The sequence below is a fragment of the Streptomyces sp. DH10 genome, assembly GCF_029813805.1.
Taxonomy (GTDB): domain Bacteria; phylum Actinomycetota; class Actinomycetes; order Streptomycetales; family Streptomycetaceae; genus Streptomyces; species Streptomyces coeruleofuscus.
This window is the reverse complement of sequence record NZ_JARVKU010000005.1, coordinates 209,591-229,854: the sequence shown is the minus strand read 5'-3', so window position 1 is coordinate 229,854 and position 20,264 is coordinate 209,591. Positions and strand designations below refer to the sequence as shown.

Below are 20,264 nucleotides of genomic sequence, written 5' to 3'. Positions count from 1 at the left end.
TCCTCATTCTCCCGCTCCGCCGTGCAGACTCTGCACCGGGTGGGCGGTGAGCTCCTGCACGCCCGCCCGTCGCCCACCACCACCCTCAACCGAAGCGCTTCGCGCTGCTCCTTTCATTGCCGGTCACCGTGGATCTGGTCGACGGCGGCGTACGCGCTCGCGATGCACGCCGGGATGCCGACGCCGTCGTACGCCGCGCCGCACACGGCGAGCCCGGGGAGCTTGGCCACGTGCTCGCGGATGCGGGCCACGCGCGCGTGGTGGCCGACGGGGTACTGGGGCAGGCCGTCGTCCCAGCGGGTGACGCGGGTGGCGACGGGTGTGGCGTCCAGGCCGGTGGCCGCCTTCAGGTCGTGCCGGGAGACGTCCACGAGCCCGTCGTCGTCGCGCTGGAGGATCTCCGTCTCGCCGTACCGTCCGACGGAGGTGCGCAGGACGACCAGGTCCGGGTTCTCGTCGGCGATCCAGCCCCACTTCCGCGAGGCGAAGGTGGACGCCTTGATGGTGCGCCCGTCGACCGGCGGCACGAGGAAGCCGCTGCCCTCGGGGAGGGCCGTATCGGCGCGGCGGTAGGCGAGGGTGACCAGGGCCATGGAGGCGTACTCGACGCCGCCGAGCCCGGCGGCGGCCTCGGGGGACTCGGTGCGCAGGAGCCGGGCGGCCGCGGGGGCGGGGACGGCGAGCACCACCGCGTCCGCGCGCAGCACCCGCTCGCCCGTGACCACGCGCCACCCGCCGCCGTCCGCCGCGCTGTGGCTCAGCTCCGTCACCGGCGTCCCCGTCAGGATCTCGCCGCCGCGTGCCCGCACCGACTCCGCCACCGCACGGGGCAGCGTGCCGACGCCGCCCTGGATGCCCATGAACACCGGGCCGGTCTGCCGGGCGGCGGCCGCCTTCGCCTGGATCTCGCGGACCCCTGCCGTCAGGGAGGTGTGACTCCGGGCGGCCTGGAAGAGCTGCGGGACGGCCGAGCGCATCGAGATGCGGTACGCGTCGCCCGCGTAGACGCCGCCGAGCAGCGGTTCCACCAGGCGGTCGACGACCTCGCGGCCGAGGCGCGCGGCCACGTACTCCCCGACGGCCACGTCATCGCCGACCTCCGTGCGGGGCAGCCCGGCGTCGCGGTCGATGCGGGCGAGGCCCTCGTCGGACAGCACACCGGACAGGGCCGCGGCGGTGCCGGGCACGCCCATCACATGCCCCTTGGGCATCGGGCGCAGCGCGCCCCGGGTCCAGATCGAGGCCGTCGCCGTCGCGGGCGGCTGGAGCCGGTCGGCGAGGCCCACCTCCCGGGCGAGCGCCACCGCCTCGGGGCGGCGGGCCAGCATCGACTCGGCGCCGAGGTCCACGCGCGCGCCCGCGATCTCCCCGGGCAGCAACTTGCCGCCGACCCGGTCGGAGGCCTCCAGCACGGTCACCCGCGCCCCGCGCTCCAGCAGCCGGTGCGCGGCGGCCAGTCCCGCGATGCCCGCCCCGATGACGACGACCTGCCCCGTGCCCGCACGGGCTTGAACTTCGCGCATGTCCCCAGCCTCTCAGACCCCACTGACAGCGCTGCCGCACCCCGGTGTCCTTCACGAGTCCCGACCGTGACCGCATCGGAACCGCCCCGGAGCAAACGTCAGGCGCCGCCCGGGCGTCGAAGAAGCGTCAGCCGAACCGATCCCCGGGGGAAACCACATGCGCACACCACGACCCGCCCGCCACCCCGTCCCGGCCCTCGCCGCGCTCCTGCTGGCCGCATCACTCGCGCTCACCGGATGCAGCGGCGCGGGAGAGGACTCCGCTTCCGGCGCCGCCGACCGGGGAGTCGCCGCCCCGGACGCCGACCACAAGGGCGGTGCGAACGAGGCCGCCCCCGGCGGCGCCGGAAGCGGAGCCAGGGCGACCGCGCCGGCGAAGCTCCCCACGGCCCACATCATCCGCACGGCCTCACTGACCGTGCAGGTCAAGGACGCCCCGAAGGCCCTGGAGGAGGCCCGCACGAGCACCGAGAACGCGGGCGGCTACGTCGGCAACGAGACCACCACCCGGGACGAGGAGGGTCACGAGCGCACCCGCGTCGTGCTGCGCGTGCCCGTCGAGAAGTACGACGAGGTCCTCACCGGGCTGGAGGGCGCGGGCAAGCTCCTCGACCGCAGCGCGAAGGCGGAGGACGTCACCGACCAGGTCGTGGACGTGGAGAGCCGGATCAAGTCCCAGCGCGCGAGCGTGGCCCGGATCCGCGAGCTGATGGACCAGGCCACCAGGCTCAGCGACGTGGTGACTCTGGAAGGCGAGCTGAGCACCCGCCAGGCCGACCTGGAGGCCCTCCTGGCGCGCCAGGAGTCCCTGAAGGACCGCACGAGCCTGGCCACCATCACCCTGTCGCTGTCCGAGACGCCCGTGAAGAAGGAGGCGAAGGACGACGACCCGGGGTTCGTGGACGCGCTCGCGGGCGGCTGGAACGCCTTCGTGACGATGCTGCGCTGGCTCGCGGTGGCCCTCGGCGCGGTCCTGCCGTTCGCGGCGGTGGCCGCCCTGCTCGCGCTGCTGTGGCTGCGCGTCGTACGCCCCCGCCTCCCGCGCCCCGCGCCCGCCACGAGCGCCCTGGGCCCGCTGCCGACGGCCCGTCCCGCCCCGCAGTCCCCGCAGTCCCCGCCCGCGCGGACTCCTGACGAGCAGGACTGAAATGCCGTGCTCCCGTAGCGTGTTCGCATGAACATGAGCCGTACGCGCAGGGAGCGACTGGTCGTGATCGGCGGCGACGCCGCGGGGATGTCCGCGGCGTCGCAGGCACGCCGTCTGAAGGGCCCCGACGAGCTGGAGATCGTGGCGTTCGAACGCGGCCACTTCACGTCGTACTCGGCGTGCGGCATCCCGTACTGGGTGGGCGGCGACGTCACCGACCGGGACCGGCTCATCGCCCGCACACCCGAGGAGCACCGCGCGCGGGACATCGACCTGCGGCTGCGCACCGAGGTCACGGAGCTCGACCCCGACGGGCAGCGGGTACGCGCGCGTGACCTCGAATCCGGCGCCGAGTCCTGGACGTCGTACGACAAGCTCGTGATCGCGACCGGCGCCCGGCCGATCCGGCCGGACCTTCCCGGCATGGACGCCCCCGGGGTGCACGGCGTGCAGACGCTGGACGACGGCCAGGCGCTGCTCGACACGCTGGCACGCACGCGTGGCCGCCGCGCGGTGGTCGTCGGGGCCGGCTACATCGGCGTGGAGATGGCCGAGGCGCTCATCAACCGCGGCTACGAGGTGACGGTCGTCAACCGCGGCAGCGAGCCCATGTCGACCCTCGACCCGGACATGGGCCGCCTGGTGCACAAGGCCATGGAGGGCCTGGGCATCACGATGGTGAACGACGCCGAGGTCACCGAGATCCTGACGGGTGACGACGGGCGGGTACGGGCGGTGGCCACCCAGGACCGCGACTTCCCGGCGGACGTCGTCGTGCTCGGCATCGGCGTCCGCCCCGAGACGACCCTCGCGCAGGCGGCCGGCCTGCCCCTCGGCGCCCACGACGGCCTGCTCACGGACCGCTCGATGCGAGTGCGCGGGCACGAGGACGTCTGGGCGGGCGGCGACTGCGTCGAGGTCCTCGACCTGGTCTCCGGCCAGGAACGGCACATCGCGCTCGGCACCCACGCCAACAAGCACGGCCAGGTCATCGGCACCAACGCCGGCGGCGGCTACGCCACCTTCCCGGGCGTGGTCGGCACGGCGGTCAGCAAGGTCTGCGACCTGGAGATCGCGCGCACGGGACTGCGCGAGAAGGACGCCCACCGCGTGGGCCTGCGCTTCGAGGCGGTCACCATCGAGTCGACCAGCCGCGCGGGCTACTACCCGGACGCCTCCCCCATGACGGTCAAGATGCTCGCCGAACTCCGCACGGGCCGCCTCCTCGGCGTCCAGATCGTCGGCCGGGAGGGCGCGGGCAAACGAGTCGACATCGCGGCGGTCGCCCTCACGGCGGGCATGACGGCGGAACAGATGACCACGCTGGACCTGGGATACGCCCCGCCGTTCTCCCCTGTCTGGGACCCGGTACTGGTGGCGGCCCGCAAGGCGGCGGCAAAGGTGCGCGGTTCCTTGTAGGGGACGGTGTGGGAATCAGGGGCGCGGGGCTGTATCGATCTGCGGCTCCGCCGCGTGGGCGCGACCAGCCACAGCCTGCCCGCACCCGGCGATGCACCCGCACCCCCGCGGCGAAGCCCCTACGCGGTCCCCGCCGTACCGTTGATCCGGTCGATCGCCTGCCTCGCCTGCTCCGCCGGCGGCCGCGACGGCAACGACGACACCGACGCCGAAGCCGCCGTCACCGCCGGCGGCTGCTCCCCGGCCGGCTTCGCGTGGGAAGCCACCCGGGTCGACCGCAACCGGTGACTCACCGCCTCCTCCAGCGTCACGGGCCGCCGCATCTGGGTCGCCAGCCGCCCGGCCTCCTGGCCGAGGCGGGCCACGTCCTCCCACGGCAGCCGCACCACCAGCGTCAGCTCCGCCTCGCCGTCCGGCAGGGCGTGCATCGCAGGAGTAACTCGGTCGTTCATCGCCTGTTCCTCACGTCGGCCCCGCGACCCGCCTTCCCCGCGCCGCGGGCGGTTGCCGACACATACGCACGCCCGGACGGCTGCGTTCACCGGCGGGACCGATTCACCGGCGGCGCCCCGGGCACACGTGTGGCGTGGTCATCCCCGTTCATGACGTGAACCCCGCGCGGCGCACCGCCTGGGTGACGTACGCGCTGCTCGCCGCCAACATCGTCGTGTTCCTGCTCACGCCCGGCATGGCCGGTTCCGTGGTGGGCGAGGGCAGCCTGGCGCAGCTGTGTCACCTCCAGGCGTTCCTGGACCAGTACGCGGCGGTGCCACGGGAGCTGATCCACCATCAGATGCCCCGGCTGGTGCCCACGGGCGACATCGGAGTGGGCCCGCAGGGAGCCGGCTGCGTCATCGGCCCGCCGCCCTACGACAAGTCGCCGGAACTGAGCGTCCTGACCGCGATGTTCCTGCACGGCGGCTGGCCGCACCTGCTGGGCAACATGCTGTTCCTGTGGATCTTCGGCAACAACATCGAGGACCGGATGGGGCACCTGCGCTTCCTGCTCTTCTACGTCGTCTGCGGCTACGCGGCGTCGTACGGCTTCGCGGTCCTGAACAACACGTCGGCCGATCCGCTGATCGGCGCGTCCGGAGCGATCGCCGGGGTGCTGGGTGCCTATCTGGTGCTGTATCCGAGGGCCCGGGTCTGGGTCCTCGTCCCGTTCCTGGTCTTCCTGCCGCTGCGGCTGCCCGCCTGGACCGTGCTGGGGCTGTGGTTCGTGCTCCAGGCGGTGTACTCCTCCGGCGGGGGCCTGTCCGACGCCGGCACGGTGGCGTACGCGGCGCACATCGCCGGCTTTCTCGCCGGCATGCTGATCGCCTGGCCGCTGCGCCCCGGCACACCGCCGCCGCCGGAGCCGCGCGGCATCCTCTTCGGCAGGCGGGCGCGGCCCCGGCACACCTGGTGAGTCAGCGGGCGGTGTGCGTGTGCACGTACTCCACGAGCCGCGTCAGCGCGTCCGGGTCCGTCGACGGCATGACGCCGTGGCCGAGGTTGAAGACGTGGCCCTCCAGCCCCGCCGCCGAGTCCAGGACCTCACGGGTCTTCGCCTCGACGGCCTCCGTCGTGGCGAACAGCACCGTCGGGTCGAGGTTGCCCTGGAGCGCCTTGCCGGGGCCGACGCGGCGGGCGGCCTCGTCCAGCGGGACGCGCCAGTCGACGCCGACGACGTCCGCGCCGGCCTCGCCCATGAGCCGCAGCAGCTCACCGGTGCCGACGCCGAAGTGGATGCGCGGGACGCCGTAACCGGCCACGGCCTCGAAGACCTTCGCCGACGCCGGCAGCACCGAGCGCCGGTAGTCGACGGGGGCCAGCGCCCCGGCCCAGGAGTCGAACAGCTGGACCGCCGAGGCGCCGGCCTCGATCTGCACCTTCAGGAAGGCGGCCGTGATCTCGGCGAGGCGGTCGAGGAGGTCGGCCCACAGCTCGGGGTCGCCGTACATCATCGCCTTGGCGTTCTCGTACGTGCGGGACGGGCCGCCCTCGACGAGGTAGCTGGCGAGGGTGAAGGGGGCGCCGGCGAAGCCGATCAGGGGCGTGGCGCCGAGCTCGCGGGTGAGCAGGCCGATGGCCTCGGTGACGTAGGACACGTCCTCGGGGGTCAGGTCGCGCAGCTGGGCGAGGTCCGCGCGGGTGCGGATCGGGCGCTCGACGACCGGGCCGACGCCTGGCTTGATGTCGAGGTCGACGCCGATGGCCTTGAGCGGGACGACGATGTCGCTGAAGTAGATCGCCGCGTCGACGCCGTGCCGGCGCACCGGCTGGAGCGTGATCTCGGTGACCAGTTCGGGCCGCATGCAGGAATCGAGCATCCCGATGCCCTCGCGCACCTTGCGGTACTCCGGAAGTGAGCGCCCGGCCTGCCGCATGAACCACACCGGCGTGTGCGGCACGGGCTCGCGCCGGCAGGCCTTGAGGAAGGCTGAGTCGTGCGGGGCGGACGGCTGCTGGGCCCGGGGGGCGTCGTTGGCACTCACGGGCCAAGTTTCGCACGCCCCCGATGGGCGTGATTCAGCCCCTGGAGAGGCGCGGGGTGTCTAGCCCGGCACCCGGGCTCCGGTCCCCGTAACCTTCCGGCATGGCTGCGGCTCAGGGACCACTGTCGGACGGCGCTGGCGGAATGGACGAAGCGAAGGACACCGAGAAAGACCGGCGGGAGGCGGACACCGCCCCGCTGCCCTTCCGGGCCGCCGTCGACGCGCTCGGGGCGGCGCGGCTGCGGCCCCAGATCGAGGTCGAGCCGACGCGCCCGCCCCAACGGCTCGCCCCCTACGCCCACGCGCTGGAGGCCGCGGTCGTCGACGGCGACCAGGACCTGGCCGACGGCCGGCTGGTGCTGCTGCACGACCCGGCGGGGCACGAGGCATGGCAGGGCACGTTCCGGCTGGTGACGCTGGTGCGCGCGGAGCTGGAGCCGGAGATGGCCGCGGATCCGCTGCTGCCGGAGGTGTGCTGGTCCTGGCTGACCGGCGCGCTCCAGACGCGCGGGCTGACGTACGGGGAGCCGAGCGGCACCGTCACGCGGGCGAGCTCGCACTACTTCGGCGGTCTGTCCGCGCGTCCGGCCGCCTCGCAGATCGAGATCCGTGCCTCGTGGACGCCGCGCGAGGGCGTGGGCGGGGTCCCGGACACGGCCGCGCACCTGGCGTCCTGGTGCGATCTGCTCGCCCAGGTCGCGGGGCTGCCGCCGGCCGGGCCGGGGGACGCGTCGGTGGTGACGCTGCCCCAGCGGCGAGGTCCGCAGTCCCGCTGATCGAACCTGTTCCGACCCCGTACTGACCGAACCTGTACGGGGCGGTCAACGCTGCCCTGTCGACGATCACACCTGCGTCCCCCTCTTGGCCGAATCACTTTGTCGATACGGCCACTTTCGACCGCGTACCGACGCAGACCGAAACCGTTCGACCTTCGAATGATCGACCGCGTGTCCGAATTGCACGGATTGTTATCACTGATTCGTGATCATTCTCTAAAGGCGGACGGGTTGGGTGCCGAAGACGACTGTGACCTTGAAAGCACGGTTCGTCCCGGCTTCACCCCCACGAGCCGGCCCCGTCCCGCACCCCAGGAGGCCTGGTGTCCGTTCTCCTCGAGCAGCCCGCAAGCCTGGTCGCCTACCGCCCGAACAAGCCGACCGCCATGGTGGTCGTGGCCGACCCGCGCGTCCGCTCCACCGTCACCCGCCATCTGTGGGCACTCGGTGTGCGCGATGTCATCGAGGCCTCGTCCATCGCGGAGGCTCGTCCCCGCATCGGCAACCCCCGCGACATCTGCGTCGCCGACGTCCACCTGCCCGACGGCTCCGGCCTCACCCTGCTGTCGGAGACCCGCGCCGCGGGCTGGCCCAACGGGCTCGCCCTCTCCGCCGCCGACGACATCGGCGCCGTTCGCAACGCCCTCGCGGGCGGCGTGAAGGGCTACGTCGTCACCGGCACCCGCACCAACGTCGGTCTCCCCACCCGCCCGGGCGCCGCCCCCATCGGCGCCGCCGCCGCCCGCCTGCACCGCCGCCCCCCGGGTACCCCGAGCCACCCGGGCGGCTACCGCGAACTCTCCGGCCGCGAAGTCGAGGTGCTGCGGCTGGTCGCGGAGGGCCAGTCGAACAAGGCGATCGGCGTCTCGATGGGCCTGTCCGCACTGACCGTCAAGAGCCACCTCGCCCGCATCGCCCGCAAGCTCGGCACGGGCGACCGCGCCGGGATGGTCGCGGTGGCGCTGCGGACCGGAATCATCCACTGAACCAGTCCATGGTGACCCTTTGTGATCATTCACTCACGTGAACGGGACCGGCCGCGGGTCCCGTGCATGTCATTCACGGTTCGTGAACCCGCCACTTCCCCGACCTGACTGGTTTGCGACCCTCGAGCGCCCGCCGACGGAACGTTCCGTCGGCGGGCGCTGTCCATACATGGATACCCTTGACATGTGACCGACGCCCACGAGACCGCAGCAGACAGCTCACTGCGAACCACCGGAGGCGCTCCTCCGGACGACGACGGATCTTCTGCTACGGAGGCGCCGATCCCCTTGCTGGAACCGCGCGAGGGCATTCCGCCCGTGATCGCGGACGAGCCTGCCCTGGCCCGGATGATCGCCGCCTTCGCGGCGGGCTCCGGTCCGGTCGCCGTCGACGCCGAGCGGGCGTCCGGCTACCGCTACGGCCAGCGCGCCTACCTGGTCCAGCTGCGCCGCCAGAGCGCCGGGAGCGCTCTGATCGACCCCGTCGCCTGCCCCGACCTGTCCGCGCTCGGAGAGGCCCTGTCCGACGCCGAGTGGGTGCTGCACGCCGCCACCCAGGACCTTCCCTGTCTGCGCGAGATAGGCATGGTGCCGACGCGGCTGTTCGACACGGAGCTGGCCGGGCGGCTCGCCGGGTTCCCCCGGGTCGGTCTCGGCGCGATGGTCGAGGGCGTCCTCGGTTTTGTCCTGGAGAAGGGGCACTCCGCCGTCGACTGGTCGACCCGGCCGCTGCCGGAGCCCTGGCTGCGGTACGCGGCCCTGGACGTCGAACTGCTCGTCGACCTGCGCGACGCGCTGGAGAAGGAGCTGGACCGGCAGGGCAAGCTGGAGTGGGCCCGCCAGGAGTTCGACGCGATCGCCTCGGCCCCGCCGCCGGAGCCGCGCAAGGACCCCTGGCGGCGCACGTCCGGCATGCACAAGGTGCGCCGGCGGCGGCAGCTGGCCGTCGTCCGGGAGCTGTGGCAGACCCGGGACCGGATCGCGCAGCGGCGGGACGTCTCGCCCGGCAAGGTGCTCGGGGACGCGGCGATCGTGGAGGCCGCGCTGGCGATTCCGGCCAACGTGCACGCGCTGGCCGCGCTGAACGGTTTCGGACACCGGATGAGCAAGCGGCAGCTGGAGCAGTGGCAGGCGGCCGTGGACCGGGCCAAGGGGCTGAGCGAGGCGCAGCTGCCGCAGCCGGGGCAGCCGGTGACGGGGCCTCCGCCGCCGCGGGCCTGGGCGGACAAGGACCCTGTGGCCGCGGCCCGGCTGTCCGCGGCCCGGGCGGGGGTCTCGGCGCTGGCCGAGCAGCTCACCATGCCGCAGGAGAATCTGATCACGCCGGACACCGTGCGGCGGGTCTGCTGGGAGCCGCCGGCGGTTGTCGATGCCGAGTCCGTGGCGGCCGCGCTTGCCGGGTACGGGGCGCGGCCGTGGCAGGTCGAGCAGGTGACTCCCGTGCTGGTGGAGGCTCTGTCCGTCAAGGAGGCCTGAAAGAAGGCCCCTACTTGGTGGCACCTCGCGTAAAACCGTTGTAGATGAACCGCTGGAGGAACAGGAAGACGATCAGCGTCGGGACGATGACGAGGATCGCGCCTGCCGAGATGGTCTCCCAGTGGGCTCCGAAGGGGCCCTTGAAGCGGAACAGGGACGTCGAGATCACGCCAAGATCTTCGGAGGGCATGTAGAGGAAGGGGATGTAGAAGTCGTTGTAGACATTGATCCCCTTCACGATCACGACCGTCGCGATCGCGGGCTTGAGCAGCGGGAAGATGATCTTCCGGTAGACCGTGAAGGCGTTGGCGCCGTCGATGCGGGCCGACTCGTCCAGTGAGACGGGGATGGCCCGTACGAACTGAAGGAAGATGTAGATCGACACGATGTCCGTGCCCATGTAGAGCGCGATCGGCGCCCAGAGGCTGTCGAACATCCCGAGGCTGTTGACGATCTGGAAGGTGGCCACCTGGGTGGTCACCCCGGGGACCAGTGCCGCGACCAGGAACAGGGCCAGGACCAGCTTCCGGAAGCGGAACCGGAAGCGGTCGATGGCGTACGCCGTCATCGAGCCGATGAGGACCGTGCCCCCGATGGCGACGACCAGGATCAGCGCCGTGTTGCCGAACGCCGAGAGCATCCGGCCGTCCTGGAACGCCGTCACGTAGTTGCCGAAGTTCAACGGGTCGTCGGGCAGCGTGAGGGCGCCGCTGTCGTCCGCCATCTCCCCGGAGGTCTTCAGCGACGTCAGGAAGACCACGGTGAGCGGCAGGAGCACGACCAGCGTCGCGAGCACCAGGGACAGGTACACGAGGGCACGGGCCACGGCACGGCGCGTCATACGAGGTCCACCTTGTCGTCCGGGACGAGGCGCCGCTGCACCCAGGTCACCGCCAGGATGATCAGCAGCAGCACGACGGCCGCCGCCGAGGCGAGGCCCGTCTTGTTGAACTGGAAGGCCAGCTTCACGGTCTGGATCACGAAGGTCTCGGTGCCGGTCGCGCCGCCGGTCATGATGTACGGGATCTCGAAGACGGACAGCGACCCGGAGACGGACAGGATCACCGACAGGCTCAGCACGGGCCGGATCCCGGGCGCGATGATGTGGCGGAACTGCTGCCAGCGGTTCGCCCCGTCCAGTTCGGCCGCCTCGTACAGCTCCCCCGGGATGGACTGGATCGCGCCGAGGAAGAGGACGAAGTTCAGGCCCATGTAGCGCCAGACGGAGACGCCCGCGAGGGAGACGTTGGCCGAGGCCGGCGTGCCGAGCCAGGCGCGGTCGCCGTCGTAACCGAAGAGGCTCAGGATCGCGTCGAGGGTGCCGCCGTCCTGGAAGAAGTACAGGAAGACGAACCCGATCGCGACGCCGTTGATCAGGTACGGGAAGAAGAGCACGCCCTTGAAGAAGTTGCGGAAGCGGACGTTGAAGCTCAGGACGGTGGCGAAGTACAGGGCGGCGGCGATCTGCACCACGGACGCGGCGAGGTAGTAGCCGCTGACGAGGAACACCTCGAACAGCTCGGGGCGGGTGAGGAGTTCGGCGTAGTTCTCGGCGCCCGTGTAGTGCAGCTCGGGGCTGACGCCGTCCCAGTCGGTGAAGCTGTACGCGACCATGTTGACGATCGGCGCGTAGGTGAAGGCGATCAGCAGGACCAGCGGGCCGATCAGGAACAGCCAGGGGGTCACGCCCCGCCACCGCCGCGCCCGGTGCGCGGCGGATGGCGGTGTCGGCCCGGCGGGCGCGGCCGGTGGCACCGGCCGCGCCGCCTTCCGGGTGGTGTCGGTCATCAGGACCCCAGGTTCTTCTGCGCCTCGGTCCACTTCTCGCCCAGTCCGCTCAGGAAGTGGTCCAGGCTGCCCTTGCGGGCACCGCGGGCGAGGTCGACGAGCTCCTGGCGGTAGTCGGGCTTGTAGATGCCGACCTCGGACTGGTTGTCGATGGACTTGACCTCGGCGCCCTTGGTGTCGTCGATGTCGAGGAGCTTCACGCCCGCCTCCTCGTACGGCTTGAGGACGTCGGGCAGCGGGCCGTCCTTGAGGGGCGAGAGGGCCAGGTTGGCGTCCGCGTAGCCGGACTTGTCGGTGAACCAGTCGATCCAGGCGCGGGCGGCGGCCTTGTGGTCGGAGTTGACGTTGACGGCCTGCTGGTAGTCGGGCGACGTCACCGCGCAGAACGTGCCGTTCTTCTGGGCGGGGAACGGCATGAAGCCGATGTCGGCCGGGTCGGTGCCCGCCTGCTTCGCCGCGTCCCGCATCTGCACGATCGCCCAGGAGCCGAGCCACATCGTGGCGATCTCGCCCTTCGCCAGCTTGGGCTTGGACGCCTCCCAGTTGGTGGTCGTCGGGTCCTTCTCGATGAGCTTTTGGCGCACGATGTCGTGGAGCAGCGTGTCACCGACCCGCAGGTCGGCGCCTTCCGCCCAGGGGTTTGACTCGGCGAGCCTGGTGGTGGCCCGAGTGTCGCAGCCGACCGAGCCGTTGACGTTCGTCCACTGGGTCAGCGGCCACATGTCCTTGAAGTTCGTGTAGTACGGGACCGCGTCGGACTTGGACTTGATGGCCTCGAGGTCGTCGAGGAACTCGGCCGGGGTCGTGGGCCAGTCGGTGACGCCGGCCGCGCTCCACACCTTCTTGTTGTAGACGAAGCCCGGGACCACGCCGAGCGGGCTCTGGCCGTAGACCTTGCCGTCGACGGTGGTGTAGTCGGTGAAGCGGTACTTCTTGCCGCGCTCGGCCCGGGTCCCGAGGGAGGCGAAGAACTTCGGGTAGTCCTTCTTCTCGATCACGGCCGGGATCATCAGGACGTCGCCGTAGTTCTCCGTGTTCATCCGGATCTTGACCTCGCCCTCGTAGTCGGTGAGGCCCTCGAACTCGACCTTCACCTTGGGATAGGTCTTGTTGAACTCGGCGGCGTACTTCTTCATCGTCCCGTCCTGCACGAGGTCGGTCCGATGGGTGAGGACGGTGATGGTCCCGTCGACCTTGGCGGGATCGTCGGGCGCGTCGGCGTCCGCGCCCTTCGAGGTGCCTCCGGTGCCGGTACAGCCCGAGGCCAGCAGGGCTGCGCCCACGGTGAGGGCGAGGACGGTACGGCGGTTCATGTGCATCAGCTCCGTTCGCGGAGGGGAACTCGGGACGGAAGAGCACGTGCGGTATGGCTGGTTCGGCACTCTGACAGCGCTTTCTCAACCGGTAAAGTCCCATTCCCGCCAACGCTGCGAAACCTGTACACCCTTCTTCACTGGACCGGTTTAGGGAGTGCGCATGCTGGAGGCCACACCGCTCGGCGACGGATGGATCCTGCGGCACGGACCGGACGCGCTCCCGGCCTCGGTGCCGGGCTGCGTGCACACCGATCTGATGGCGGCCGGGGTGATCCCGGACCCGTTCCTGGGCCGGGGCGAGTCCGAGGTGGCGTGGGTGGGGCGCCGGGACTGGACGTACGAGCGCGAGCTCACCCGGGCGTCCGCGCGGGAGCAGACCGACCTGGTCTTCGACGGGCTCGACACCGTCGCCGAGATCTCCCTGAACGGGCGGCTGCTGGGCAAGGTGCGGAACATGCACCGCTCGTACCGGTTCGACGTGACGGGGCTGTCCGGGCGGCTGTCCGTGCGGTTCGTCTCCGCCTACGCCGAGGCCGAGGCCGTGCGGGGACGGCTGGGCGAGCGGCCCGCCGCCTACGCCGAGCCCTACCAGTACCTGCGCAAGATGGCCTGCTCCTTCGGCTGGGACTGGGGGCCGACCCTGGTGACGGCCGGGATCTGGCGGCCGGTGCGCCTGGAGCACTGGTCGACGGCCCGGATCGCCCGGGTGCGTCCGCTGGTCACCGTCGACGAGGGCGTGGGGGTCGTCGAGTTGGCCGTGGACGTCGAGCGGACCCGGGTCGAGGCACCGCTCGCCCTGGAGGCGACGGTGGGCGGGGTGCGCGCCCGGGCGGAGATCGACGGGGCGAGCGGGGTGGTACGGCTCCGCGTGCCGGACGTCCGGCTGTGGTGGCCGCGCGGCTACGGCGAACAGTCTTTGTACGACGTCGAGTTGCGGTTGCTGCACGGCGAGGACGCGCTGGACGTGTGGCGCCGGCGGGTCGGCTTCCGGACCGTGGAACTGGATCAACGGCCCGACGCGCACGGCACCGGCTTCACGCTCGTCGTCAACGGCGAACGGCTCTTCGCCCGGGGCGTCAACTGGATCCCCGACGATGTCTTCCCGTCCCGGATCACCCGCGAGCGCTACCGGGAACGGCTGGAGCAGGCCGCCGGGGCGGGCGTGGACCTCGTACGGGTCTGGGGCGGCGGGATCTACGAGAGCGAGGACTTCTACGACGCCTGCGACCAACTCGGGCTGCTGGTCTGGCAGGACTTCCCGTTCGCGTGCGCGGCCTACCCGGAGGAACAGCCGCTGCGCGGTGAGGTGGAGGCCGAGGCGCGGGAGAACGTCGTACGGCTCATGCCGCATCCGTCGCTGGTGCTGTGGAACGGCAACAACGAGAACCTGTGGGGCTTCAGGGACTGGGGCTGGGAGCCGCGGCTGGCCGGGGACTCCTGGGGCGAGGGCTACTACCTGGGCGTACTGCCGCGCGTGGTGGCCGAGTTGGATCCGACGCGGCCGTACTCGGCGGGGAGTCCCTGGTCCGGGTCGTGGGACCGGCATCCCAACGATCCGGCGCACGGCACGCACCACTCCTGGGAGGTGTGGAACCGTGAGGACTACGCCGACTACCGGCTGAGCGTGCCCCGGTTCGTCGCCGAGTTCGGCTGGCAGGCGCCGCCCGCGTACGCCACGCTGCGGCGTGCGCTGCCCGGGGAGGAGCTCGCGCCGGACTCCCCCGGCATGCTGCACCACCAGAAGGCCGACGACGGCAACGGCAAGCTGGAGCGGGGGCTGGAGCGGCATTTCGCCGTGCCGGAGGGGGACTTCGACCGCTGGCACTACCTGACCCAGGTCAACCAGGCGCGTGCGGTCGCCGCCGGGATCGAGCACTGGCGGTCGCACTGGCCGGTGTGCGCGGGCACGGTCGTCTGGCAGCTCAACGACTGCTGGCCGGTGACCTCCTGGGCGGCGATCGACGGGGACGGACGGGAGAAGCCGCTGTACCACGAGCTGAAGCGGCTGTACGCGGACCGGTTGCTGACGCTCCAGGCGCGGGACGGCGGGCTGGTGCTGGCCGCCGTCAACCAGGCGGCCGGGGACTGGACGACGACGGCGACCCTGCGGCGGATGTCCGTCGAGGGCGAGGTGCTGGGGCAGGCGGCGGTGGAGCTGACGGCAGGGGGGCGGAGCGTGGCACGTGTGGACGTCCCGCGCGAGCTGACACCGACCGGGCCGGAGGAGTTCCTCGTCGCGGACGCGGAAGCGGACGCAGAAGCGGACGAGAGCACACGAGCAGGCGGGAACGCGGACGTGGGAGCGGGAGCAGGCGGGGGCGGGAACGCGGCTGCGGGAGCGGGCCGGGACGCGGACGCAGACCGGTACACGGGCACAGGCCGGGACGCGGACGCAGACCGGCACACGGGCACAGACCGGCACACGGACGCAGACCGGCACACGGACGCAGACCGGCACACGGGCACAGACCGGCACACGGACGCAGGCCGGCACACGGACGCGGGTCGGTTGCGGGCGTTGTACTTCCCGGTGCCGGACCGCGAAGTCCCTTACCCTGCTCCCCGGTTCGATGTCGCACTCGTCCCGGGCGGCATCAGCGTCACCGCCCGCACCCTGGTCCGGGACCTGCTGCTCCAGGCGGACCGGCTGGATCCCGGGTCGCGGGCCGACCGGGGGCTGGTCACGCTGCTGCCGGGCGAAGAGGTGACCATCGGGGTGCGCGGCTGGAAGACTCCGGACGCGAAGAGCGCTCGTTCGGCCCTGTACTGCGTGGAGCCCACCCGATGACGGCAACGCCGGTCCCCCGCGTCACCATCAAGGACGTCGCGGCGCGCGCCGGCGTGTCCAAGGGCGCCGTCTCGCTCGCGTTCAACCACAAGCCCGGCCTGTCGGAGGCGACCCGGGACCGGATCTTCCGGGCGGCGCGGGAGCTGGGCTGGGCGCCGAACCTCACGGCCCGGACGCTGGCCGGTTCGCGCGTGGACGTGGTGGGGCTCGCGGTGTGCCGGCCCGCGCGGGTGCTCGGGCTGGAGCCCTGGTACATGGAGTTCGTCTCGGGCGTGGAGAGCGTCCTGGCCGAGAACTCCTGTTCCCTGCTGCTGCGGCTCGTGCGGAACATGGACGAGGAGGTGGGGGTCCAGGAGTCGTGGTGGCGGGGGCGGCAGATCGGCGGGTCGATCCTCGTCGACTTCCGGGCCGACGATCCCCGGGTGGGTCTGGTGGAGCGGCTCGGGCTGCCGGTGGTCGCCGTGGGGCATCCCTCGCTGACCGGAGGCCTCACCTCCGTGTGGACCGACGACGCGACGGCCGTGACGGAGGCGGTGCGGTATCTGGCCGCGCTGGGGCACCGGCGGATCGCGCGGGTGGGCGGGGCGGCGGCCCTCGGGCACACGGCCATCCGGACGGCCGCGTTCGACGAGGCGGCGGGGGCGCTGGCGCTGGCCGGTGCGTGGCAGGTCGCGACCGATTTCTCGGGGGACGCGGGGGCGCGGGCGACGCGGTCGCTGCTGACGGCCACGCCGCCGGACCGGCCGACGGCGATCGTGTACGACAACGACATCATGGCGGTGGCGGGGTTGTCCGTGGCGGCGGAGATGGGGTTGCGGGTGCCGGAGGACGTGTCGCTGCTGGCGTGGGACGACTCGCAGCTGTGCCGGCTGACGCATCCGACCTTGTCGGCGATGAGTCATGACGTGCACGGTTTTGGGGCGGAGGTGGCTCGGACGCTGTTCGGGGTGATCACCGGGGACGGGACGGCCGGGTCGCATCCGGTGCCGACTCCGGTGCTGACGCCGAGAGGGTCCACGGCGCCACCCCGTGAGGTGTGACGTTCACCGCTCGCCGTGTCAGGACTGTGCAGCTACGTTACTCATAAGTAGCATGGGACTGAGCGCGCGCTCAGCGCATCGCAGCAGTGCAGATCCGGACCCTGGAGGAGAGCCATCGTGCCTCGTACCGTCAGGGACGTCGTCTTCGTAGACGGCGTCCGCACCCCGTTCGGCAAGGCGGGCCCGAAGGGCATCTACCACGAGACCCGTGCCGACGACCTCGTCGTGAAGGCGATCCGGGAGCTGCTGCGCCGCAACCCCGGTCTCGACCCGAAGAAGATCGACGAGGTCGCCATCGCCGCGACCACCCAGATCGGCGACCAGGGCCTCACCATCGGCCGTACCGCGGGGATCCTCGCCGGTCTGCCGCAGTCCGTCCCGGGTTACTCCATCGACCGCATGTGCGCGGGCGCCCTGACGGCCGTGACCGCGGTCGCCGGTTCCGTCGCCTTCGGTGCCTACGACGTCGCCATCGCCGGCGGTGTCGAGCACATGGGCCGCCACCCCATGGGCGAGGGCGTCGACCCGAACCCGCGGTTCGTCAGCGAGAAGCTGGTGGACGAGTCGGCCCTGTTCATGGGCATGACCGCGGAGAACCTGCACGACCGGTACCCGCAGATCACCAAGCTGCGCGCCGACGAGTACGCCGTGCGCTCCCAGGAGAAGGCCGCCAAGGCGTACGCCAACGGCAAGATCCAGGCCGACCTGGTGCCGGTCTCGGTGCGCCGCACCTCCCCCGAGGCCGGTGAGACGGGCTGGGGCCTGGTCACCGCCGACGAGCCGATGCGCCCGGGCACGACGCTGGAGAACCTCCAGGGCCTCAAGACCCCGTTCCGCGTCCACGGCCGGGTCACCGCCGGTAACGCGGCCGGTCTGAACGACGGCGCCACGGCCTCGCTCATCGCCTCCGAGGAGTTCGCGCGGGAGAACGACCTCCCCGTGAAGATGCGCCTGGTCTCCTACTCCTTCGCGGGCGTGGAGCCGGAGGTCATGGGCTACGGTCCGATCCCGGCGACGGAGAAGGCGCTGGCCCAGGCCGGCCTGTCCATCTCCGACATCGGCCTGTTCGAGATCAACGAGGCCTTCGCCGTCCAGGTCCTGGCCTTCCTCGACCACTACGGCATCGCCGACGACGACGAGCGCGTCAACCAGTACGGTGGCGCCATCGCCTTCGGCCACCCGCTGGCCTCCTCCGGCGTCCGTCTGATGACGCAGCTGGCCCGCCAGTTCGAGGAGCAGCCGCACGTCCGCTACGGCCTGACGACCATGTGCGTCGGCTTCGGCATGGGCGCGACGGTCATCTGGGAGAACCCGCACTTCGAGGGGGACAAGTGAGCACCACCGCCGAGCTTCTGAAGCAGGCTTCCGAGCTGTTCCCGGACGAGGTCGTCACGCAGGCGCACGTACGCCACTTCGACCTCCCCGCGGGTGCCGGGCGCTTCGCCCTCATCACCCTCGACAACGGCCTGGACCACACCAAGCCGACCACCTTCGGCCCGGCCTCGCTGGCGAACCTCAACGCCGCCCTCGACCAGGTCGAGAAGGAGGCCGCGGACGGCGAGATCGTCGGCGTCGGCATCACCGGCAAGCCGTTCATCTTCGCGGTCGGCGCCGACCTCAAGGGCGTGGAGATCCTCAAGGAGTACGAGCACGCCCTCGCCATCGGCAAGGGCGGCCACGAGGTCTTCAAGCGGCTGTCCAAGCTGGCCGTGCCGACCTTCGCGTACTACAACGGCGCCGCGATGGGCGGTGGCGTCGAGGTCGGCCTGCACTGCTCCTACCGCACCGTCTCCGCCGCCCTCCCGGCGTTCTCCCTCCCCGAGGTGTTCCTGGGCCTGGTCCCGGGCTGGGGCGGCTGCACGCTGCTGCCGAATCTGATCGGCGCCGACAAGGCCGTCTCGGTGATCATCGAGAACAGCCTCAACCAGAACAAGCAGCTCAAGGGCAAGCAGGTCTACGAGCTCGGGATCGCCGACGCGATCTTCGAGGGCGCGGACTTCCTGGAGCAGTCGCTGATCTGGACCGCGTCCGTCCTCAAGGGCGAGATCGAGGTCGAGCGCCCGGTGATCGACCGCGGCGAGGGCTGGGACCAGGCCGTCGCCAAGGGCCGTTTCATCGCGGACTCCAAGGTGCACGGCGCCGCTCCGGCCGCCTACCGCGCGCTGGACATCATCGCCGCCGCCAAGAACGGCGACCTCCAGCAGGGCTACGACGCCGAGGACAAGGCGCTCGCCGACCTGATCATGGGCGGCGAACTGCGGGCCGGCATCTACGCCTTCAACCTGGTGCAGAAGCGCGGCAAGCGCCCGGCCGGTGCCCCGGACAAGAACCTGGCCCGCCCGGTCACCAAGGTCGGTGTCGTGGGCGCCGGTCTGATGGCCAGCCAGCTCGCGCTGCTGTTCCTGCGCCGCCTGGAGGTGCCGGTCGTGCTGACCGACATCGACCAGGAGCGCGTCGACAAGGGTGTGGGCTACGTCCACGCCGAGATCGACAAACTGCTCGGCAAGGGCCGCATCAACCAGGACAAGGCCAACCGCCTCAAGGCGCTGGTGACCGGTGTCCTGGACAAGGCCGAGGGCTTCGCGGACGCGGACTTCATCATCGAGGCCGTGTTCGAGGAGATGGGCGTCAAGCAGAAGGTGTTCGCGGAGGTCGAGGCGGTCGCCCCGGCGCACGCGATCCTGGCCACCAACACCTCCTCGCTGTCGGTGTCGGAGATGGCCTCGAAGCTGAAGAACCCCGAGCGGGTCGTCGGCTTCCACTTCTTCAACCCGGTCGCCGTGCTGCCGCTGCTGGAGATCGTCCGCGGCGAGCAGACCGACGAGGCCTCTCTCGCCACGGCGTTCGGCGTCGCCAAGAAGCTGAAGAAGACCGCGGTGCTGGTGAAGGACGCCCCGGCGTTCGTCGTGAACCGCATCCTGACCCGCTTCATGGGCGAGATCCAGAACGTCATCGACGAGGGCACCCCCGTCGAGGTCGCCGAGAAGGCCGTCGAGCCGCTGGGCCTGCCGATGTCGCCGCTGGTCCTGCTGGAGCTGGTCGGCCCGGCGATCGGCCTGCACGTCTCCGAGACGCTCAACAAGGCGTTCCCGGACCGCTTCACGGTCTCCCCGAACCTCAAGGCGGTCGTCGAGGCGGGCAAGCGCGGCTTCTACGTCTACGACAGCGGCAAGCCGGAGCTGGACCCGGAGGTCGCCGCGCTGCTGAAGCAGGGCGACAGCGTCCTGACGGAGGAGCAGGTGCGCACGCGCGTCCTCGACGCGGTGGCGCAGGAGATCGGCATCATGCTCGACGAGGGCGTCGTCGCCGAGGCGCAGGACATCGACCTGTGCCTGATCACGGGCGCCGGCTGGCCGTTCCACCTGGGCGGCATCACGCCGTACCTGGACCGCGAGGGCGTCTCCGAGCGGGTCAACGGCAAGAGGTTCCTGGCGCAGGGCGTGGCGAGCGTCCCCGCGTAACGCGTAACCCCTGAGGGGGGTGGGGCGACGGTAACGATCCGGATGCCCCGCCCCCCTTCTGTAT

Annotated in this window: 15 protein-coding genes and 1 pseudogene; 10 read left to right on the top strand and 6 right to left on the bottom strand. The window is 71.5% G+C overall.

From position 1 onward, the window contains the following. Positions 1-3 precede the first annotated feature (3 nt). Positions 4-1,523, bottom strand: a pseudogene (hemG, locus tag QC385_RS12795) (protoporphyrinogen oxidase). Positions 1,524-1,680: 157 nt separating this feature from the next. Between hemG and QC385_RS12790 the strand changes: the two are divergent. Beyond that, complete coding sequence (locus tag QC385_RS12790) at positions 1,681-2,670, top strand: DUF4349 domain-containing protein (RefSeq protein ID WP_279541415.1); 990 nt, start codon at positions 1,681-1,683, stop codon at positions 2,668-2,670. A gap of 27 nt (positions 2,671-2,697) precedes the next feature. Continuing rightward, positions 2,698-4,089, top strand: coding sequence for an FAD-dependent oxidoreductase (locus QC385_RS12785; protein WP_279541414.1), 1,392 nt, complete (start codon positions 2,698-2,700; stop codon positions 4,087-4,089). A gap of 119 nt (positions 4,090-4,208) precedes the next feature. Here QC385_RS12785 and QC385_RS12780 read toward each other — a convergent pair whose 3' ends face one another. Then, on the bottom strand, positions 4,209-4,541 hold the full coding sequence (locus tag QC385_RS12780; protein ID WP_248505410.1) for a hypothetical protein: 333 nt from the start codon (positions 4,539-4,541) through the stop codon (positions 4,209-4,211). 134 nt (positions 4,542-4,675) lie between these two features. On the opposite strand from QC385_RS12780, the gene QC385_RS12775 reads away from it, so the two are divergent. Then, on the top strand, positions 4,676-5,500 hold the full coding sequence (locus QC385_RS12775; RefSeq protein ID WP_279541413.1) for a rhomboid family intramembrane serine protease: 825 nt from the start codon (positions 4,676-4,678) through the stop codon (positions 5,498-5,500). A gap of 1 nt (position 5,501) precedes the next feature. Here the strand turns inward: QC385_RS12775 and hemE are convergent, their stop codons facing one another. After that, positions 5,502-6,569, bottom strand: a complete 1,068-nt coding sequence (gene hemE, locus QC385_RS12770) for a uroporphyrinogen decarboxylase (protein ID WP_279541412.1) — start codon at positions 6,567-6,569, stop codon at positions 5,502-5,504. Between the two features lie 101 nt (positions 6,570-6,670). Between hemE and QC385_RS12765 the strand changes: the two genes are divergently transcribed. The 3 genes from QC385_RS12765 (at position 6,671) to QC385_RS12755 (ending at position 9,807) form a co-directional block, all read left to right on the top strand. Then, the gene (locus tag QC385_RS12765; protein ID WP_279541411.1) at positions 6,671-7,345 is read left to right on the top strand and encodes a DUF3000 domain-containing protein; all 675 of its coding nucleotides are present in this window, start codon (positions 6,671-6,673) and stop codon (positions 7,343-7,345) included. A 323-nt stretch (positions 7,346-7,668) separates the two neighbouring features. Next, the gene (locus QC385_RS12760; protein WP_279541410.1) at positions 7,669-8,331 is read left to right on the top strand and encodes a response regulator transcription factor; all 663 of its coding nucleotides are present in this window, start codon (positions 7,669-7,671) and stop codon (positions 8,329-8,331) included. Between the two features lie 186 nt (positions 8,332-8,517). Continuing rightward, a complete protein-coding gene (locus tag QC385_RS12755; RefSeq protein WP_279541409.1) occupies positions 8,518-9,807 on the top strand; it encodes a ribonuclease D in 1,290 nt (429 codons plus the stop codon). Between the two features lie 10 nt (positions 9,808-9,817). Here QC385_RS12755 and QC385_RS12750 read toward each other — a convergent pair whose 3' ends face one another. Genes QC385_RS12750 through QC385_RS12740 form a run of 3 tightly spaced genes read right to left on the bottom strand, consistent with a single transcriptional unit; the run spans position 9,818 to position 12,908 of the window. After that, positions 9,818-10,648 (bottom strand): carbohydrate ABC transporter permease, encoded by an 831-nt coding sequence (locus QC385_RS12750; RefSeq protein ID WP_150483622.1) that lies wholly within the window; start codon positions 10,646-10,648, stop codon positions 9,818-9,820. Continuing rightward, the gene (locus tag QC385_RS12745; RefSeq protein WP_279541408.1) at positions 10,645-11,595 is read right to left on the bottom strand and encodes a carbohydrate ABC transporter permease; all 951 of its coding nucleotides are present in this window, start codon (positions 11,593-11,595) and stop codon (positions 10,645-10,647) included. The genes QC385_RS12750 and QC385_RS12745 overlap by 4 nt, the downstream gene beginning before the upstream one ends. Next, a complete protein-coding gene (locus tag QC385_RS12740) occupies positions 11,595-12,908 on the bottom strand; it encodes an ABC transporter substrate-binding protein (RefSeq protein ID WP_279541407.1) in 1,314 nt (437 codons plus the stop codon). The genes QC385_RS12745 and QC385_RS12740 overlap by 1 nt, the downstream gene beginning before the upstream one ends. Before the next feature lie 163 nt (positions 12,909-13,071). Here QC385_RS12740 and QC385_RS12735 point away from each other — a divergent pair, with 163 nt between their 5' ends. The 4 genes from QC385_RS12735 (at position 13,072) to QC385_RS12720 (ending at position 20,200) form a co-directional block, all read left to right on the top strand. Continuing rightward, positions 13,072-15,699 (top strand): glycoside hydrolase family 2 protein, encoded by a 2,628-nt coding sequence (locus QC385_RS12735; RefSeq protein ID WP_279541406.1) that lies wholly within the window; start codon positions 13,072-13,074, stop codon positions 15,697-15,699. After that, complete coding sequence (locus tag QC385_RS12730; RefSeq protein WP_279541405.1) at positions 15,696-16,739, top strand: LacI family DNA-binding transcriptional regulator; 1,044 nt, start codon at positions 15,696-15,698, stop codon at positions 16,737-16,739. The genes QC385_RS12735 and QC385_RS12730 overlap by 4 nt, the downstream gene beginning before the upstream one ends. Before the next feature lie 117 nt (positions 16,740-16,856). After that, the gene (locus QC385_RS12725; protein WP_279541404.1) at positions 16,857-18,074 is read left to right on the top strand and encodes a thiolase family protein; all 1,218 of its coding nucleotides are present in this window, start codon (positions 16,857-16,859) and stop codon (positions 18,072-18,074) included. Beyond that, a complete protein-coding gene (locus QC385_RS12720) occupies positions 18,071-20,200 on the top strand; it encodes a 3-hydroxyacyl-CoA dehydrogenase NAD-binding domain-containing protein (protein ID WP_279541403.1) in 2,130 nt (709 codons plus the stop codon). Before QC385_RS12725 ends, QC385_RS12720 begins: the two co-directional genes overlap by 4 nt. Positions 20,201-20,264: the final 64 nt, after the last annotated feature.

Excerpts from the sequence above, each read along its gene's own strand:
- QC385_RS12790 (WP_279541415.1), top strand. The coding sequence starts at position 1,681 with ATGCGCACACCACGACCCGCCCGCCACCCCGTCCCGGCCCTCGCCGCG.
- QC385_RS12785 (WP_279541414.1), top strand. The coding sequence starts at position 2,698 with ATGAACATGAGCCGTACGCGCAGGGAGCGACTGGTCGTGATCGGCGGC.
- QC385_RS12780 (WP_248505410.1), bottom strand. The coding sequence starts at position 4,541 with ATGAACGACCGAGTTACTCCTGCGATGCACGCCCTGCCGGACGGCGAG.
- QC385_RS12765 (WP_279541411.1), top strand. The coding sequence starts at position 6,671 with ATGGCTGCGGCTCAGGGACCACTGTCGGACGGCGCTGGCGGAATGGAC.
- QC385_RS12750 (WP_150483622.1), bottom strand. The coding sequence starts at position 10,648 with ATGACGCGCCGTGCCGTGGCCCGTGCCCTCGTGTACCTGTCCCTGGTG.
- QC385_RS12745 (WP_279541408.1), bottom strand. The coding sequence starts at position 11,595 with ATGACCGACACCACCCGGAAGGCGGCGCGGCCGGTGCCACCGGCCGCG.
- QC385_RS12740 (WP_279541407.1), bottom strand. The coding sequence starts at position 12,908 with ATGAACCGCCGTACCGTCCTCGCCCTCACCGTGGGCGCAGCCCTGCTG.
- QC385_RS12735 (WP_279541406.1), top strand. The coding sequence starts at position 13,072 with ATGCTGGAGGCCACACCGCTCGGCGACGGATGGATCCTGCGGCACGGA.
- QC385_RS12730 (WP_279541405.1), top strand. The coding sequence starts at position 15,696 with ATGACGGCAACGCCGGTCCCCCGCGTCACCATCAAGGACGTCGCGGCG.